At 35.6% G+C, this 15,234-nt stretch carries 13 protein-coding genes and 1 riboswitch; of the genes, 5 read left to right on the top strand and 8 right to left on the bottom strand.

Going from position 1 to position 15,234, the window contains the following annotated elements; genetic code table 11:
• Nucleotides 1-71: 71 nt before the first annotated feature.
• Nucleotides 72-1,187, bottom strand: a complete 1,116-nt coding sequence (locus AC0INN_RS07780; RefSeq protein WP_306612586.1) for a DUF7948 domain-containing protein — start codon at nt 1,185-1,187, stop codon at nt 72-74.
• 181 nt (nt 1,188-1,368) lie between these two features.
• Here AC0INN_RS07780 and AC0INN_RS07775 point away from each other — a divergent pair, with 181 nt between their 5' ends.
• The 4 genes from AC0INN_RS07775 (at nt 1,369) to AC0INN_RS07760 (ending at nt 7,691) form a co-directional block, all read left to right on the top strand.
• Nucleotides 1,369-1,962, top strand: coding sequence for a TetR/AcrR family transcriptional regulator (locus AC0INN_RS07775; RefSeq protein ID WP_172278623.1), 594 nt, complete (start codon nt 1,369-1,371; stop codon nt 1,960-1,962).
• Between the two features lie 97 nt (nt 1,963-2,059).
• The gene (locus tag AC0INN_RS07770) at nt 2,060-3,427 is read left to right on the top strand and encodes a TolC family protein (RefSeq protein WP_172278621.1); all 1,368 of its coding nucleotides are present in this window, start codon (nt 2,060-2,062) and stop codon (nt 3,425-3,427) included.
• 9 nt (nt 3,428-3,436) lie between these two features.
• Nucleotides 3,437-4,498: an efflux RND transporter periplasmic adaptor subunit gene (locus tag AC0INN_RS07765; RefSeq protein WP_172278619.1), complete on the top strand. Its 1,062-nt coding sequence runs from the start codon at nt 3,437-3,439 to the stop codon at nt 4,496-4,498.
• 7 nt (nt 4,499-4,505) lie between these two features.
• Nucleotides 4,506-7,691 carry an efflux RND transporter permease subunit gene (locus AC0INN_RS07760; protein WP_172278617.1) on the top strand — a complete coding sequence of 1,062 codons (3,186 nt, stop codon included), beginning with the start codon at nt 4,506-4,508 and terminating at the stop codon, nt 7,689-7,691.
• 155 nt (nt 7,692-7,846) lie between these two features.
• Here AC0INN_RS07760 and AC0INN_RS07755 read toward each other — a convergent pair whose 3' ends face one another.
• From AC0INN_RS07755 to metE, 3 genes are all read right to left on the bottom strand, one after another.
• Entirely contained in the window at nt 7,847-8,293 is a 447-nt protein-coding gene (locus tag AC0INN_RS07755) for a KTSC domain-containing protein (protein WP_172278613.1), read from the bottom strand.
• Between the two features lie 482 nt (nt 8,294-8,775).
• Complete coding sequence (locus AC0INN_RS07750) at nt 8,776-8,976, bottom strand: hypothetical protein (RefSeq protein WP_306612582.1); 201 nt, start codon at nt 8,974-8,976, stop codon at nt 8,776-8,778.
• A 327-nt stretch (nt 8,977-9,303) separates the two neighbouring features.
• The gene (gene metE / locus AC0INN_RS07745; RefSeq protein WP_273648228.1) at nt 9,304-11,613 is read right to left on the bottom strand and encodes a 5-methyltetrahydropteroyltriglutamate--homocysteine S-methyltransferase; all 2,310 of its coding nucleotides are present in this window, start codon (nt 11,611-11,613) and stop codon (nt 9,304-9,306) included.
• Nucleotides 11,614-11,871: 258 nt separating this feature from the next.
• Nucleotides 11,872-12,057: riboswitch (cobalamin riboswitch) on the bottom strand.
• Nucleotides 12,058-12,211: 154 nt separating this feature from the next.
• Here metE and AC0INN_RS07740 point away from each other — a divergent pair.
• Entirely contained in the window at nt 12,212-12,673 is a 462-nt protein-coding gene (locus AC0INN_RS07740; protein WP_172278609.1) for an Lrp/AsnC family transcriptional regulator, read from the top strand.
• A gap of 13 nt (nt 12,674-12,686) precedes the next feature.
• Here the strand turns inward: AC0INN_RS07740 and AC0INN_RS07735 are convergent, their stop codons facing one another.
• The 4 genes from AC0INN_RS07735 to AC0INN_RS07720 form a co-directional block, all read right to left on the bottom strand.
• Complete coding sequence (locus tag AC0INN_RS07735; protein ID WP_273648227.1) at nt 12,687-13,220, bottom strand: Crp/Fnr family transcriptional regulator; 534 nt, start codon at nt 13,218-13,220, stop codon at nt 12,687-12,689.
• A 13-nt stretch (nt 13,221-13,233) separates the two neighbouring features.
• A complete protein-coding gene (locus tag AC0INN_RS07730; protein WP_273648226.1) occupies nt 13,234-13,614 on the bottom strand; it encodes a VOC family protein in 381 nt (126 codons plus the stop codon).
• A 135-nt stretch (nt 13,615-13,749) separates the two neighbouring features.
• The gene (locus tag AC0INN_RS07725) at nt 13,750-14,208 is read right to left on the bottom strand and encodes a hypothetical protein (protein WP_306612577.1); all 459 of its coding nucleotides are present in this window, start codon (nt 14,206-14,208) and stop codon (nt 13,750-13,752) included.
• Between the two features lie 383 nt (nt 14,209-14,591).
• Nucleotides 14,592-15,173: a hypothetical protein gene (locus AC0INN_RS07720; RefSeq protein WP_273648224.1), complete on the bottom strand. Its 582-nt coding sequence runs from the start codon at nt 15,171-15,173 to the stop codon at nt 14,592-14,594.
• Nucleotides 15,174-15,234: the final 61 nt, after the last annotated feature.

Genomic DNA, 15,234 nt, shown 5'->3' with positions numbered 1-15,234 from the left:
ATAAAGCTTGTCTTGTCTGCTGGAAACAAATTCTTTTTGAAAGACAAGAGCGCCATTATTGTCAAATTTTACTAAAACAATATTTTCATTGTATGGTCCTCTTTGAATAGTTCCCCGGCATAAATACTAAAATCTTCGTCAAAATCAACATCCATGAAAACATCAGTCATTCCAAAACCATAATATGTTCCCCAAAGTCTTTGTCCGCTTGGCGTCAACTTCATTAAAAAAGAGTCAAGTCCACCGGCAAGATTCTGTTGATAGGTACCTGAAGTAGCAAAATTAGTATAGCTACTGGTGGTACCAAATAAGTAACCCTTATTTTGACTATCAGTTTTTATTCTACCATAATCATCACCTGTTCCACCCGCATGGCTTCCCCAGATTCTTGTTGGAACCGGATCAATGATAATAGTTTTAGTGGAAATGTCAATTGGAGTATTAAAGCTAAAAGTTTGATTACCAATATCATTAAAAGAAACGGGAATACTTACATTTATATTCTTGTTTTTAATCCAACTGTTGGGAATATTTTCCTGCATTTTTCCAAAACGCATATCCAAGGTAAGCTTACCATCTTTAATTGAGGTTGGAGCCCCACTAAATTTCATTTTTATATCTGAAATTTTTCCGCCTGGATTGATAATAAAATTGTACTCAATGGGCTTCATAGTGTCTTTTGGTTTAAAAAATACCAAATCAATATTTGAATAAATATTCTTGTATACTATTTTTTGGAACCTGTGTACATTGGTTATTCCTTTAGAATTATTGGGAATGTTGTAATAATTGTCAAAATCATAAGATTTTCCCTCCGCAATAATTGCAACACTTTTATTTGAATTTAGTAATTCAATATCAACTCTATGAAATAAATGTTCGTAAAGGAATTCATCCTCATAATACGTTTTAGCGTTTAAAGATTTATCTTTTTTAAATTTTTGGGAATTAGGATTGGATGTCTTTTTCGTTTCGTATACATCATAAGAAAACCCATTAGATCGAAGTTGAACATTCAGCCCTGCTGAATTGTACAAATATTTTACATCAGTATTTTCTTTTCCATCCTGATCAACAATCTGGCCTTTGTTTTCGTAAAAAAAATACTGATTATCCTGTATAGCTTTGGTTTGAGAAAATGTGAGTCCATAGGTGAACACTGATAAAAGAAATAAAATTTTCCGCATCTATTATTAATTTCCGGCAAATATATAAAAACGCCTCACTTTATCGGGATTAATAATCATTCATCTGTAAGTGTTTGTTTTAAAACATGATGGAAATCATGAGATTCATTTAATTATTTTGTTTAACAATTTTGTCAAAAAAAAAATTTGATCTACATTTGCACAAATTTGTTTAACAAAAATGTCAAATCAAGCAAAAAAAGACCAAACACAAGAATTGATCAAAGAAACTGCGAAGCACCTATTCTTTGTGAAAGGGAAGTTTGATGCTACTACGCAAGAGATTGCAGATGAAGCCGGAGTGAATAGAACGCTTATTAATTACTATTTCCGTTCAAGAGATAATCTGATGCAGATTGTATTTAATGAAGCGCAAAAAGTAGAACAAGAGAAATCTAAAATTATACAGAATTCCGATCTGCCTTTTAAAGAGAAAATAAGCCAGTTTATAGAAGGCAGCTTATCAACAAGCCTTCAGTATCCTTATCTGGAAACTTATATTGTTTCACAGATCAATAAAGGGAATTGTCATCAGAAGGATATAGAGGAAGATGATTTGAAAAAGATGTATGAAGACATTGAAACGGAAATGGAAGCAGGAAATATAGAGAGAATGAAACCTATCCAATTTATTCTGAATATGGTTTCTTTATTGGTATTTCCCAGCGCAATACGTCCTCTTTTGATGGAGAATCTAATGATCAGTGATAAAGAATTTGATAAGATCATATCAGAGAGAAAAGAGATCATACTGAATATTTTATTTAAAAATTAGTTAAAAGCTTAAAGTATTTTTAAATATGATCCGTCCTTTAGGAATAAAGTATTTGAAGAAGAACATCTATTAAAAAAATAAACGAAGTAATAAAATTATGAAAAGAAAACGTATAACTGCACAAAAGCTAAAAATAGGGATAGCTGCAGCATTTATGATTTTCGGTTACTCATCGGTACATGCTCAGCAACAGGTTTCTTTAAAAGAAGCCATTCAGCAGGCCCTGAAAAATAAGGCAGAAGCTAAGAAAGCTGCTTTACAGGTAAAAAAAGCTGAATATAAGATTGATGAAGCCAGAGCCGGTGCTTTACCGCAGATCAGTGCTAATATCAGCAATACTTTTAATCCTATTTTACAGAAGTCTGTTCTTCCTGGTGAGATTTTAGGAATGCCGGGACAAATGATTCCGGTGACATTCGGAACAAAATGGCAGTCTGTAAACTCTGTAACGCTTAACCAGAATATTTTTGACCAGAGAGTATTCATCGGTTTAAAAGCGGCTAAATCTACCCGTGAGTTTTATATTCTTAATTCACAGCTGACCAATGAACAAATCATTGAAAATGTAGCGACAGCTTATTATCAGGTTTTTGTTCAGGAAGAAAATCTTAAGACGATTGAAGCCAGTTATGCTAATACGGAAAGGGTAAGAAATGTGATCAAAAGTTTAGTTGATAATGGCCTTGCTAAATCTATAGACCTGGACCGTACCAACGTTCAGCTTAATAATATAGGATCGAACAGGCAACAGCTGATCAACGGAGTGGAAGTGGCTAAAAATTCATTGAAGTTTTATATGGGAGTTCCTATTGAAACACCGATAGAGCTTGAAGAAAAAACAATCGAACCCAATCCGCAGCTTTTAGCAACCAATGTGAGCCTGGAACAAAGATCTGAATTAAAAGTACTAAATAAACAAAGAGAGTTATTACAGTTTAGTAAAAAAGCAACAGAAGCTTATCTTTATCCTACCGTGGGATTAACAGCCAATTACGGATGGCAGGGATTAGGAAATAAATTTCCTTATTTCACAGGATCTTCTCAGGGAACCAACTGGAGTGATTTTGCTTCCATAGGTCTGGCCATTAAAGTTCCGATTTTTATGGGTGGCCAAACCAAGGCTCAGATTCAACAGGCTGAAATCGATATTCAGGATCTGGATCAGGATATTGAGAAAACTAAGCTTAGCCTGAACCTGGATTATAAAAATGCTATTTCCAATATGGAAAATGCGATCATCAATATCGAAAGCATGAAGAATAATGTAGGACTGGCAGAAAGGGTTCAAAGCAACACACAATCCAATTATCAGTATGGTTTAGCAACACTTACAGAAGTTCTGGATTCTGAAAATGCTCTTACTCAGGCAAAACAGAATTATGCGAATGCATTGCTGGATTATAAGCAGGCTGAGATAAAACTGATCAAAGCTAAAGGAGAATTAAATACATTAGAAAACCAATAATAAACTAAAATGAAAAAAACTTTAATATATATCATCGTAGCGGCTGTACTTATTGGTTTAGCAGCTTATAAGATTGCGGGAAACAAAGAAAAACAGACACAGGAAGTAAAAGAAGTTGCCAAGCAGGTTGATAAGATCAACGTTAATGTGGTAACCGTAAAGAGAGAAAATATCGATACGGATTACTCAGCGAATGGAACGTTTCTTCCAAAGCAGGAAATGAATCAGTCTTCTGAAATTGCAGGACGTATTGTAAGTGTTCTAGTAAAAGAAGGTTCAAGAGTTTCTGCAGGTCAGACTTTAGCAACTATTAAAAGAGATGCTATTGAGGTAGATGTATCACAGGCTCAGAATAACTTACAAAACGCAATTATCGACAATCAGCGTTATGAAAATGCTTATAAAACAGGAGGAGTTACCAAGCAACAGCTTGATAATTCAAGATTACAGCTTAAAAATATGCAGGCTGCTGTAAAAGCTCAGGGTGTAAGAGTAAATGATACCAGCATCCGGGCAGGGATCAGCGGTACAATTAATAAAAAAATGGTGGAGCCTGGAACTGTAGTTTCAGTGGGAACTTCCATGTTTGAGATCGTTAATATCAATACCTTAAAACTTTCCGTTCTGGTGGATGAAAGCCAGGTTGGGAAAATCCAGTTAGGTCAGGTAGTTCCAATTAGCGTAAATGTTCTACCTGAAGATTCTTTCAGTGGAAGAATTACATTTATTGCTCCTAAAAGTGATGCTTCTTTAAATTTCCCGGTAGAAATTGAAGTTCCGAACAAAGGAAACCTGAAAGCCGGTATGTATGCAACTGCAGTATTCAAAACAAACAACGGAGCTGAAACTCAGAACATGCTTACTGTTCCTGCGGAAGCATTTGTAAACGGGGTGAGCTCTGGCCAGTTGTTTATAGTTCAAAATGGAACTGCCAAATTGATCAAAGTAACGATCGGAAAAGTGTACGGAGATAAAGTACAGATTCTTACAGGTCTTACTGAAGGTCAACAGGTAATTACCAGCGGACAGATCAACTTGGATAACGGGTCAAAAATCAATATTGTAAAGTAGTAGACTTATGAAGTTAGCAGAAATATCGATCAAAAGACCCTCGTTGGTAATTGTATTATTTACAATTCTGACACTGGGAGGTATCCTGAGTTATACACTCATGGGATACGAATTGATTCCGAAGTTTGAAACCAATATGGTAACAATTTCTACGACCTATCCGGGAGCTTCGCCTGCAGAGGTGGAAACTTCCGTAACCCGGAAAATTGAAGATGCCGTAGGTTCTTTGGAAAATGTAAAAAAAGTAGAGTCTTCTTCATATGAAAGTTTATCCGTGATCATGGTTCAGCTGAACGATGGTGCGGATGTGGATTATGCTTTGAATGATGCTCAGCGTAAAGTAAATGCAGTTCTTAAAGACCTTCCGGATGATGTAGATCCGCCTTCACTGAATAAATTCTCATTGGATGATTTACCTATTATTACGATGAGTGTTTCTTCGAATAAATTGAATAACAAAGAACTTTATGACCTTTTAGATAAAAAAATAGAGCCTATTTTCTCCCGTGTAAACGGAGTAGCACAGGTTGATCTTGTAGGTGGACAGGAAAGAGAGATTCAGGTGAATCTTGATGAGAAAAAATTGCAGGGTTATGGACTTTCCATCGGAGATGTTCAGCAGGCTATCCTTTCATCCAACCTGGATTTCCCTACAGGAAGTTTGAAATCGAGAACCACAAAATCTACGATCAGATTATCGGGAAAATATAAATCGATCCAGGAAATGAACAACCTTGTTGTTTCCAATAAAGATGGAGCTCAGGTTCGTTTATCCGATATTGCTACCGTTTTCGACTCTCAGAAAGATGTTGAGAAAGTGGCCAGATTTAACCAGTTTCCGACGATCTTAATGCAGGTTAAGAAACAGTCTGATGCGAATGCGGTTGCTGTATCTGAAAGTGTTCAGAAAACCATAGCAAAAGTAGAAGAAGCGTATAAAGTTCAGGGGATAAAAGTGAAGGTAGTAAATGATACTACGGATTTTACTCTTGAATCTGCCAACCACGTTATTTTTGACTTGTTCCTGGCAATCGTCCTTGTAGCTATTGTGATGTTATTATTCCTTCACAGTATCAGAAATGCCTTTATCGTAATGGTCTCTATTCCGGCTTCGTTAATTGCAGCTTTCATTGGAATGAACCTGATGGGGTATACACTGAACCTGATGAGTTTATTAGGATTATCCCTGGTGGTTGGTATCCTTGTGGATGATGCGATCGTGGTATTGGAAAACATTTACCGTCACATGGAGATGGGTAAAAGTAAGATCAGGGCTGCGTATGATGGAGCGTCTGAAATTGGATTTACGGTTGCTGCAATTACATTGGTAATCGTGGTGGTATTCCTTCCGATTGCAATGAGTTCAGGTCTTGTAGCAAACATCCTTGGACAATTTTGCGTCACGGTTGTTATTGCAACCTTATTATCATTGTTGGCATCATTTACCATTATCCCTTGGTTATCATCGAGATTTGGTAAGCTGGAGCACTTAACAGGTAAAAACTGGTTTGAAAAATTCATTCTTTGGTTTGAAGGACTGATTGATAAATTCACACACTGGATCACAGGCATTCTTGAGTGGTGTCTGAAGTCAACGTTAAGAAGGATATCAACGGTAGTGATCACCTTTATTATTCTGATCTCTTCGTTCATGTTGGTAGCATTTGGTTTCATTGGTGGTGAATTCTTCCCTCCAATCGACCGTGGTCAGTTCTTAGTTCAAATGGAATTATCAAAAGATGCGACTGTTGAAAAGACCAACCAGTTAACTTTAGATGTAGAGAAGTTTTTAAGAAATGATAAAGATGTTGTGGATCTGATTACCACTGTTGGTCAGCAGTCAACAGGTTTTGGTGGAGCTCAGGCAACGACTTATCAGTCTGAAGTTCAGGTAAACCTTACTGATAAATCTGAGCGTGCTGAAAGTACGAACATCAAAGCAGCTAAAGTAAAAAGAGCATTAGAAGAGAAATTTACAGGAGTTGAGTTTAAAACGGCTCCAATTGGTATCCTGGGTGCTGAAAATGCACCAATCGAAATGGTTGTAACAGCTCCTGATAATGCTACAGCAGTAAAAGAGGCAACAAGAATTCTGGAACTGTTGAAAAAAGTTCCCGGAGCAGTAGATGCTGAACTATCAACAGATACTGGTAATCCTGAAGTTCAGGTAAATATAGACAGAGATAAAATGGCTTCTTTAGGCTTGAATCTTCAGAGTGTAGGACAAACAATGCAGACAGCATTCAACGGAAACACAGATGGGAAATACAGAGCCGGAGAATATGAATATGATATCAATATCCGTTTCGGTGATGCCAACAGACAGTCTATTGATGATGTTAAGAACCTGATGTTCACAAATCCTAGAGGAGAAAAGGTTCGTTTGAGTCAGTTTGCAGAAGTGAAAATGGGTTCAGGACCAAGCTTACTTGAGCGTAGAGATAAATCTCCTTCCGTAAAAGTAAGAGCAAAGGCGGTAGGTAGACCTGTGGGGGATGTTGCGAATGAATGGGCAGACCAGTTCATGAAGAGCGATAAAAAACCTATCGGAGTGGATTATATCTGGAGCGGTGATATGGAAAACCAGCAGGAAGGTTTCGGTACTTTAGGTATTGCCTTACTGGCGGCTATCGTATTGGTTTACCTGGTAATGGTTTCCTTATATGACAGTTTTGTTTATCCGTTTGTGGTATTGTTCTCGATTCCGCTTGCGATGATCGGAGTTATGGTTATCCTTGCCTTAACAGCAAATTCACTGAACATCTTTACGATGTTAGGGATGATCATGTTGATTGGTCTTGTGGCGAAGAATGCGATCCTGATTGTTGACTTTACCAATGCTAGAAAAGCTGCAGGATCAAATACACACGATGCCTTGATTCAGGCTAACCATGCTCGTCTTCGTCCTATTCTTATGACAACCATCGCGATGATCTTCGGGATGTTGCCAATTGCATTGGCAAGTGGAGCAGGAGCCGAATTTAATAAAGGTCTGGCTTGGGTAGTTATCGGTGGTTTAACATCGTCTCTATTCCTTACCTTGATCATCGTACCAGTAGTATACTCTCTGTTTGATTCAATTCTAAGAAGAATGGGTCAGCATGAGAAAACAGACTATGAGGCTGAAATGAAGGCTGATTACGAGCACAGAGAACTAAGTGATGACGGATTTACTCCTAAACATTTAGATTAAAATAACAACCTTAATTAACCGAAAAAGCGTATCATTTTTGATACGCTTTTTTGATTGTTCCCTGTGCTGCCAACAAAATTTTAAACTCTATTCTCCACAATAAAAAAGGCTTCCAGAATAAACTGAAAGCCTTCGCTTTTATTTTATGCAAAAAATTAATCTGCCATGGCTTCACCTGACTTTCTGTAGATGAAGTTTCCGTAAATGTGTCTTCTTGCAAAACGGCTTGGTGAATCAGCATTTACCATTTTAATATAGGTGTTTCTTGGTACTCCCAGGTATTCATACATCATTCCGTTTAAATGCTGGATCTTCAGAACCTGTTTTTCAAAATAGAAATCGTGAATATTAGATTTTGTAGTTGTTTCTACATATTCCTCCTTATACTTTTCCTGTGTTTCCGGGTTAATGCTCACCAAAAAATGGTAAGCTTCAATTACAGATTTGCTTTTTTCTTCCGCTTCCAATTTTCCGGCTTCATCATTGATAAATTTATCAGGATGAGAATCTTTCATCGTATTCCTGTAAATGGTTTTTAACTCCTGTAATGTGACTGTTTTATCTACCCCAAGAAGCTTTCTATGTTCACCAACTCTTTTCATATCTATATATTTTATTGATTTTAAGGATTCTCTGTAATTGTTATATCCATAAGTATGAATTCGTACAATACTATTTTATATTCCGTTATATGATCCTTTTTTCGGGGTGCAAAATTAGGTAATTAATTCCAGAAAATCATAACTTATTCATTATTAATTTATTTGAAGCTGTTTGTTATAATAAGAAGATAAGGAAAAGAATTAATAATCTTCATTTTTTATCATATCTAATAAATCTTTGACATTTTTAAACCCGGGAAGATCATTATTATTTTGTTTTAAATCAAAAAGTTTAGTTTCTGTTTTTACTAATGAATTATTTATTAAAGTCTCACTTGTATATTTTGCTAGGTCAGGTTGAGAATCATCATAATAAATTGTGATTTCGCGAATTATACTTTTTTGTGGATTTTTATGATCTTTTATATAATGATTGGATTCAGATTTTAAAATTCGAATAATTTTACCATTACTATCTTTAGTTATTTGATGGAGAATCCTATTGCACCTACATTTCTGTTTTTTTTATTTTTTATTAATCCAGATCCCTCGACAAGTTTGGTGGGATAATCTTTTGAATAAACATCAATAGTATCCAAATGGCTGTAGTTTTTATGTTTTAGTTCTTTTGACTGACCTAGTAATGATCCTGAAATTGTAATTAAAATAAATAGAATTTTCATATTACTTCTGTAGTTTGGAATTTACAATTTTAATAATTCTAACAGTTCCAATTAACTGAGATTCTTCAAATCTTAAATCCCTGCTGTTTTTAATTTTCTTTGAAAATATTCCTACGGTAAAATATTAACTTCTGCATTTACCAAGTTCCCATGAAAATATAGCTCCTAAGTTTTAAATATAACAAAACATAAATATATGATATTTTGTTTTTCGTGATAAAAATTTCCTACGAATTCTTCTGTAGTCATTGATTTATTTTATTAAACAAAAAAAGCAGAAGCTTACGCCTCTGCCTTACAATATAAAAAAAATAATAATCAGTTCTATTATACTTTCTCAGTCGAATAAGCTGCAGCCACTTCTTTCGAAGCTGCTACCATAGCGATCAATGCTTTTTCTGTTTCCTCCCAATGACGGGTTTTCAATCCGCAATCTGGATTTACCCAAAGCTGTTCTGCCGGGATTACGGCTTGTGCTTTTTTCAGCAATGCAACCATTTCCTCTTTTGACGGAACTCTTGGAGAGTGAATGTCATACACTCCTGGGCCGATCTCGTTTGGATATTTAAAGTCTGCGAAAGCATTTAATAACTCCATTTGGCTTCTTGAGCATTCTATCGTGATGACATCGGCATCCATATCGGCGATATTGTGGATAATGTCATTAAACTCGGAATAACACATATGCGTGTGGATTTGTGTAGCATCCTCAACACCACTTGCAGAAATTCTGAAAGCTTCTACAGCCCATTGAAGGTAATTTTGCCATTCTGCCTTACGCAAAGGAAGACCTTCTCTGATAGCTGGTTCATCGATCTGGATAATTCTGATTCCTGCTTTTTCAAGATCGTTTACTTCATCACGGATTGCCAAAGCAATCTGCTTACAGGTGGTAGAACGAGGCTGATCATCACGTACAAATGACCATTGAAGAATGGTTACAGGGCCGGTCAACATTCCTTTTACCCATTTTTGAGTTAATGACTGGGCATATTGCGACCAGTAAACCGTCATTGGCTGAGGCCTGTGAACGTCTCCATAAATAACCGGTGGTTTTACACAGCGGCTTCCGTAGCTTTGAACCCATCCGTTTTGAGTAAATGCAAATCCTGCGAGCTGTTCCCCAAAATACTCGACCATATCGTTGCGTTCAAATTCTCCATGTACCAATACATCAATTCCGATTTCCTCTTGCCATTGGATGGTTCTCTGTGTTTCTTCTTTAAGCAGCTGATCATATTTCTGGGCGGTAAGATCTCCTTTCTTGAATTGAGCTCTCCAGCTTCTTACTTCTTTGGTTTGAGGAAAGGACCCAATTGTTGTTGTTGGAAATAAAGGAAGCTCCAATGCGTTCTGCTGTGCTTCTTTTCTCACATTAAAAGGACTGTTTCTCTGTGCGTCACTTTCTGTAGTTACGGTAACACGGTTTTTCACATCCTGATTGTGAATTAGTGTTGAAACTTTTCGGTTTTCAATAGCTTTTTTATTTTCAGCTAATTCCTGTAAAGTATTGTAATCCGGGTTTTCTGAAGCTAATTTTTTTAAGGTAACAATTTCATAAACTTTTTGCCTGGCGAAAGCCATCCATTGTTTGATCTCCGGAGATAGTATATTTTCATTTTTCTCCAGGTCAAGATCGAAAGGAGAATGAAGTAATGAACATGACGGTGCAATGAAAACTCTTTCAGAACCTAATGCTGCAATAGCTTTTTTGATGAAAACCAGAGACTGATTGAAATCGTTTTTCCAGATATTTCTTCCGTCTACGACTCCTAATGAGAGGATTAATGTTTCAGGAATTGCATTGATGACCTCATCCAATTGTTCCGGGGCTCTTACCAGATCAATGTGTAGTGCATCAACAGGTAGAGTAGTGGCCAATGAAAGGTTATCTTTTAACCCATCAAAATAGGTGGTCACAATAAATTTAAGGTTCGGAAACTGTTTGGCAATTTCAGCATAAATGTTCTGGTAAACTTCTTTTGCTTTCTGATCAAGGTCTAGTGCTAAAAACGGCTCATCCAGCTGAATCCATTCTGCTCCGTTGTTTTCAAGCTCTTTTAAGATCTCAACGTAAACCGGAAGCAGATTTTGTGCTAAATCCAATTTATCAAAACCTTCTTCTTTTTCTTTTCCTAATAATAAATAGGTTACCAATCCAAGGATAACAGGCTTTGTATGAATTCCTGCTTCCTTCGCTTCAATAAACTCATTAACGATTTTATGGGAGAATAATTTGAATTGCTGATCTTTTTGGAATTCTGGAACGATATAATGATAATTGGTATCAAACCATTTTGTCATTTCCATGGCTGTAATATCGTGCCCTTCTTTCTGATAACCTCTGGCCATAGCAAAGTAAAGATCTAGCTCATTTGGTGTAATATCCTGATAACGGGAAGGAATAGCTCCAACAGACAATGTCATGTCCAATACCTGATCATAAAAAGAAAAGTCATTGGATGGAATCAGATCAATTCCGGCTTCTTGTTGTAGTTCCCAGTTTTGCTTTCTGATCTTTTTTCCTGCCTCTAAAAGTTCCTGTAACGATGTTTTACCTGCCCAATATAGTTCGCAGGCTTTTTTAAGTTCTCTGTTGCTACCGATTCGCGGATAGCCAAGGATGTGTGTTTGCATTTTCTTTAAACTTTTAATTAAATTTTGGTTTTAAAAGTTCTTATAATGCTTCATAACGCAATCGGGAAATAGTTTTTAGCAATAGAGAAGATACAATATAGACGTAATTTTCCCAGTGAAGAGTAGATTGTTAGGTAACCTGAAATTAATTTTCATAAAAAACATTACGTTTAAACTCAAATAAATTCTGAGTTAAAACCCAATCCAATACGTTCAAAAGTATCATCTGTATGACCAAAAGCTTCAGACCGCGAAAGCATTGTCAATTCGGGACAGGCAGGTCTCCTGACTTGTAACAGTTTTTGTCATCCTTCCCGCTTGTGGCAGTGGATATTCAGGGACAAAAACCTCTGTTGTGTTACTTACAGTTGCGCGACAGCTCGTGATTTTCACACGATTCCCTATTAATCTACCTTAAGTAAAACCTTTTCCGTTTGATGAAGTATGTTAAAGAACAAAATAGGGTGTAAAGGTATTAATTTAAGATGTTTAATTGGCTTAAATGCAAAAATTAAGTATATTGTTTTGTTTAAATTGAATTTGTAAGTTATTTATTCTGTAAATTTGGAAATATAAATCGAAAAAAGAATATTATCCTGTGGAAAGACTAGACGATAAAGACCTTCAATTGTTAAGAATCCTTCAAAAAAATGCAAAATTGACCGTTAAAGAATTGGCAAAGGAAATTAACCTTTCTCCATCTCCTGTTTTTGAGCGTGTTAAAAGGTTGGAGCAGGAGGGTTATATCAAACATTATGCGGCTGTCCTGGAAGCCGAGAAACTGAATCGTGGTTTTACAGTTTTCTGTCAGGTTAAATTAAAGATCCACGACAGGTCTGTGGGAAATGAGTTTGTACAGGAAATTACACTGATAGACGAAGTGGCGGAATGCTATAATATTTCAGGCGATTTTGATTTCCTTCTCAAAGTTCAGGTACGCGATATGAAACACTACCAGGATTTTGTATTTAATAAATTAGGTTCCGTCGACTCGATAGGAAGCACACACAGTACTTTTGTAATGGCAGAAGTGAAGAATAACCATGGAGTTACTATATAGAGCAGATCTCTTACTAGATTTTTTTTCCTCTGATCCTGCTTAATGATACAGAAGTGATACCAAGATAAGATGCAATATAATACTGAGGAACCCGGCGGAAAATCTCGGGGGATTGCTTTATAAGCTCATTATATCTTTCCTCTGCAGAATCTTTTATACGGGAAATAAAGAGCTTCTGATATTTAAGTAAGCGTTCCTGTAGATAGCTGTAATAAAGTTCCTTGCTGTCCGGATTATTTTCAATTATTTGTCTGAAATCCTCAATAGAAGTGCTATATACAGTACAGGGTTCTATCGTTTCGATATTATAAATACTTGGAGAATTATAAAACAGACTTTCCCACGACGAAATAAAGTTTCCTTCAAACAAAAATTGAAATGTAATTTCCTTACCGTCATTATTAAGCCAACCTCTGGCAACTCCTTTTTTGAGATAGTAAAATTTACGCGCCATCTTACCTTCTTCCGTTAGCAAGGTTTTGTTGGGTAATTCTTCCTGTTCGAAATTACTAAGGATTTTAGCCAAGGCGTTTTTATCTGGGGACATGCTCAAGAAGATTTTAAATATAATTACTCACTTCAATCAGGTTCTGATCAGGATCCCGGAAGTAGACGGACCTTATTTTGCCTGTTGCTCCGGTTCTGATAACAATACCCTCGATGATTTCGATGTTTTTTTCTTTAAGTTCTTTTAAAATATCATGTACATCTGTTGTGGCAATAAAGCACAGATCTGCAGAACCGGGAGTAGCATGTAGTGCCTTTGGCTCAAATTCATTGCCTTTCTGATGCAGGTTGATTTTTTGGTTTCCAAAAGCAAGCGCTTTCCGGTTATCTCCGAATGAGACCGCTTCAAATCCAAGGATGTCTGTATAAAAAGAGATGGTTTTTTCGATATCAGCTACCGTTAGAACGATATGATCAATGTTTTGAATTTCCATGGTTTTGTTTTTAATGTAAACACTGCATATTTTTTATGCTGTGTTTGAAATATTAATAAAGATAATCAATATTGATCAGACCCCTTCTCAATGGAACAAGGACTGTATCATTGGTATTCATTTCAAAAATGGGTTTTAATTTTTTTTCAGCCTGAATGTATTTACTTTATTCAAATCATTATTATCATGTATTGAGGTTTTACCATTCAACCAAAAGGTCTTATAATCTTGATGATTAACAACTTTATATTCTTTTGAATTTCTTCCTTTCTCAACTTTCATATTGATGTAAAGTAAAAGATCATTTATTGGACGATGTAATCCTGCGAAACAACTGAGTCCTAAAACAAAAATAGCAATGGGTAAGTTTGAAAGATCTTTTATTTTTGATTTAATTGTTAAGAAAAACATTAGGGACAAAAGAGCGAAAAATACAATCACTGTATATTTCCAGGAGCTTTCTTCAAAATTTTTGAGATCAGAAGATAAGTAGGTCTCTCTGATCATCGGTTGTAATACAAAATTATGTACAAAGAAAATGATTAGAAAAACACTAAAAAATACTATTTGGGATGTTGATGTTTTTTTTAACATTTATGTTGATTATAATCTATGGTGAATTTCTCATAATAATTTTCAAGAGCAATGTCATCTTGCCTTACTGGATTGTTGAATTTTACGTTTTAACAATATGTAAATCAAAGCAAAGATCAAAAAAATAAATGATTGAATAATAATGACTATTATTTCTGAATCCCTAGCAGCAAATCTAATCATAAAGCTAACAACTGAAATGGGATATGTTATCATCAAACCATAAATAGAATATTGACAGTAAAATATATCTGAAGGGTAGCATCCAAAAAGCGACACTAGTGCAATTATCTGATAAATTGAAAATAATAAGAAAATTACATTAAGCTGTTTGATGCTTGAAATTTTTAAAATCATCTGACACTGCTATAATTAAAGATCTTCTAATCTTGCCTCTGCTGCTGCAGGTAGGTCAAAGTTGAATTTTTAACAAACTCTTCCATAGAAGTTTCTTTACCTGCATTTTTATTAGTCAGTTCAAAAAGATATTGAATTAAATTGCCCAGTTTACTATCCTTGCAGGTCACTCTGAATCTTTTGGCCTTCAGGCTGGATTCGAGGAACGTTAGTTCTATGGTATTGCTTAATTTTACATTATTGACATCGAAACCGGCACGGGGATTTTTCTGAAGACGCAGAAATCTTTTCTGGGTTTTGTCGGTACTTTCCTCTATGAATTTTTCCATTTGATAATCGGTCAGGAGTTGCGGATAGATAAGTCCTTCCCGTAAAATTAAACTTGTTAGTTTATCCGATTTATCATAGAAAATGGTTTTATCATCAAATTGTATCTGATTATCTTTCACAACGATCTTTCCTTCAAATTTGTTATAAGTCTTCTTTTTATAATCATTTTTGAACTGCTCGGTAAGTGCTTTTTCCTTAATGCTTACACTTTCTTTTTTTTGACCAAAGGCAGCTAATGATAACGATAATAAGATAATCAATGAAAATTTCCGTTTCATATTTTTAAATTTTAAGTGTACTTCTCACATCCTTTTCGGGAAATTCTAAGGCTAAGAAACC

The sequence above is a fragment of the Chryseobacterium subflavum genome, from assembly GCF_055762745.1.
This window is presented reverse-complemented; position numbering and strand designations above follow the sequence as displayed.

What these genes read in the sequence shown, in the direction of transcription:
- AC0INN_RS07780 (WP_306612586.1), bottom strand. Translation starts at nt 1,187, where the DNA reads ATGCGGAAAATTTTATTTCTTTTATCAGTGTTCACCTATGGACTCACA.
- AC0INN_RS07775 (WP_172278623.1), top strand. Translation starts at nt 1,369, where the DNA reads ATGTCAAATCAAGCAAAAAAAGACCAAACACAAGAATTGATCAAAGAA.
- AC0INN_RS07770 (WP_172278621.1), top strand. Translation starts at nt 2,060, where the DNA reads ATGAAAAGAAAACGTATAACTGCACAAAAGCTAAAAATAGGGATAGCT.
- AC0INN_RS07765 (WP_172278619.1), top strand. Translation starts at nt 3,437, where the DNA reads ATGAAAAAAACTTTAATATATATCATCGTAGCGGCTGTACTTATTGGT.
- AC0INN_RS07760 (WP_172278617.1), top strand. Translation starts at nt 4,506, where the DNA reads ATGAAGTTAGCAGAAATATCGATCAAAAGACCCTCGTTGGTAATTGTA.
- AC0INN_RS07755 (WP_172278613.1), bottom strand. Translation starts at nt 8,293, where the DNA reads ATGAAAAGAGTTGGTGAACATAGAAAGCTTCTTGGGGTAGATAAAACA.
- AC0INN_RS07750 (WP_306612582.1), bottom strand. Translation starts at nt 8,976, where the DNA reads ATGAAAATTCTATTTATTTTAATTACAATTTCAGGATCATTACTAGGT.
- metE (WP_273648228.1), bottom strand. Translation starts at nt 11,613, where the DNA reads ATGCAAACACACATCCTTGGCTATCCGCGAATCGGTAGCAACAGAGAA.
- AC0INN_RS07735 (WP_273648227.1), bottom strand. Translation starts at nt 13,220, where the DNA reads ATGTCCCCAGATAAAAACGCCTTGGCTAAAATCCTTAGTAATTTCGAA.
- AC0INN_RS07730 (WP_273648226.1), bottom strand. Translation starts at nt 13,614, where the DNA reads ATGGAAATTCAAAACATTGATCATATCGTTCTAACGGTAGCTGATATC.
- AC0INN_RS07725 (WP_306612577.1), bottom strand. Translation starts at nt 14,208, where the DNA reads ATGTTAAAAAAAACATCAACATCCCAAATAGTATTTTTTAGTGTTTTT.
- AC0INN_RS07720 (WP_273648224.1), bottom strand. Translation starts at nt 15,173, where the DNA reads ATGAAACGGAAATTTTCATTGATTATCTTATTATCGTTATCATTAGCT.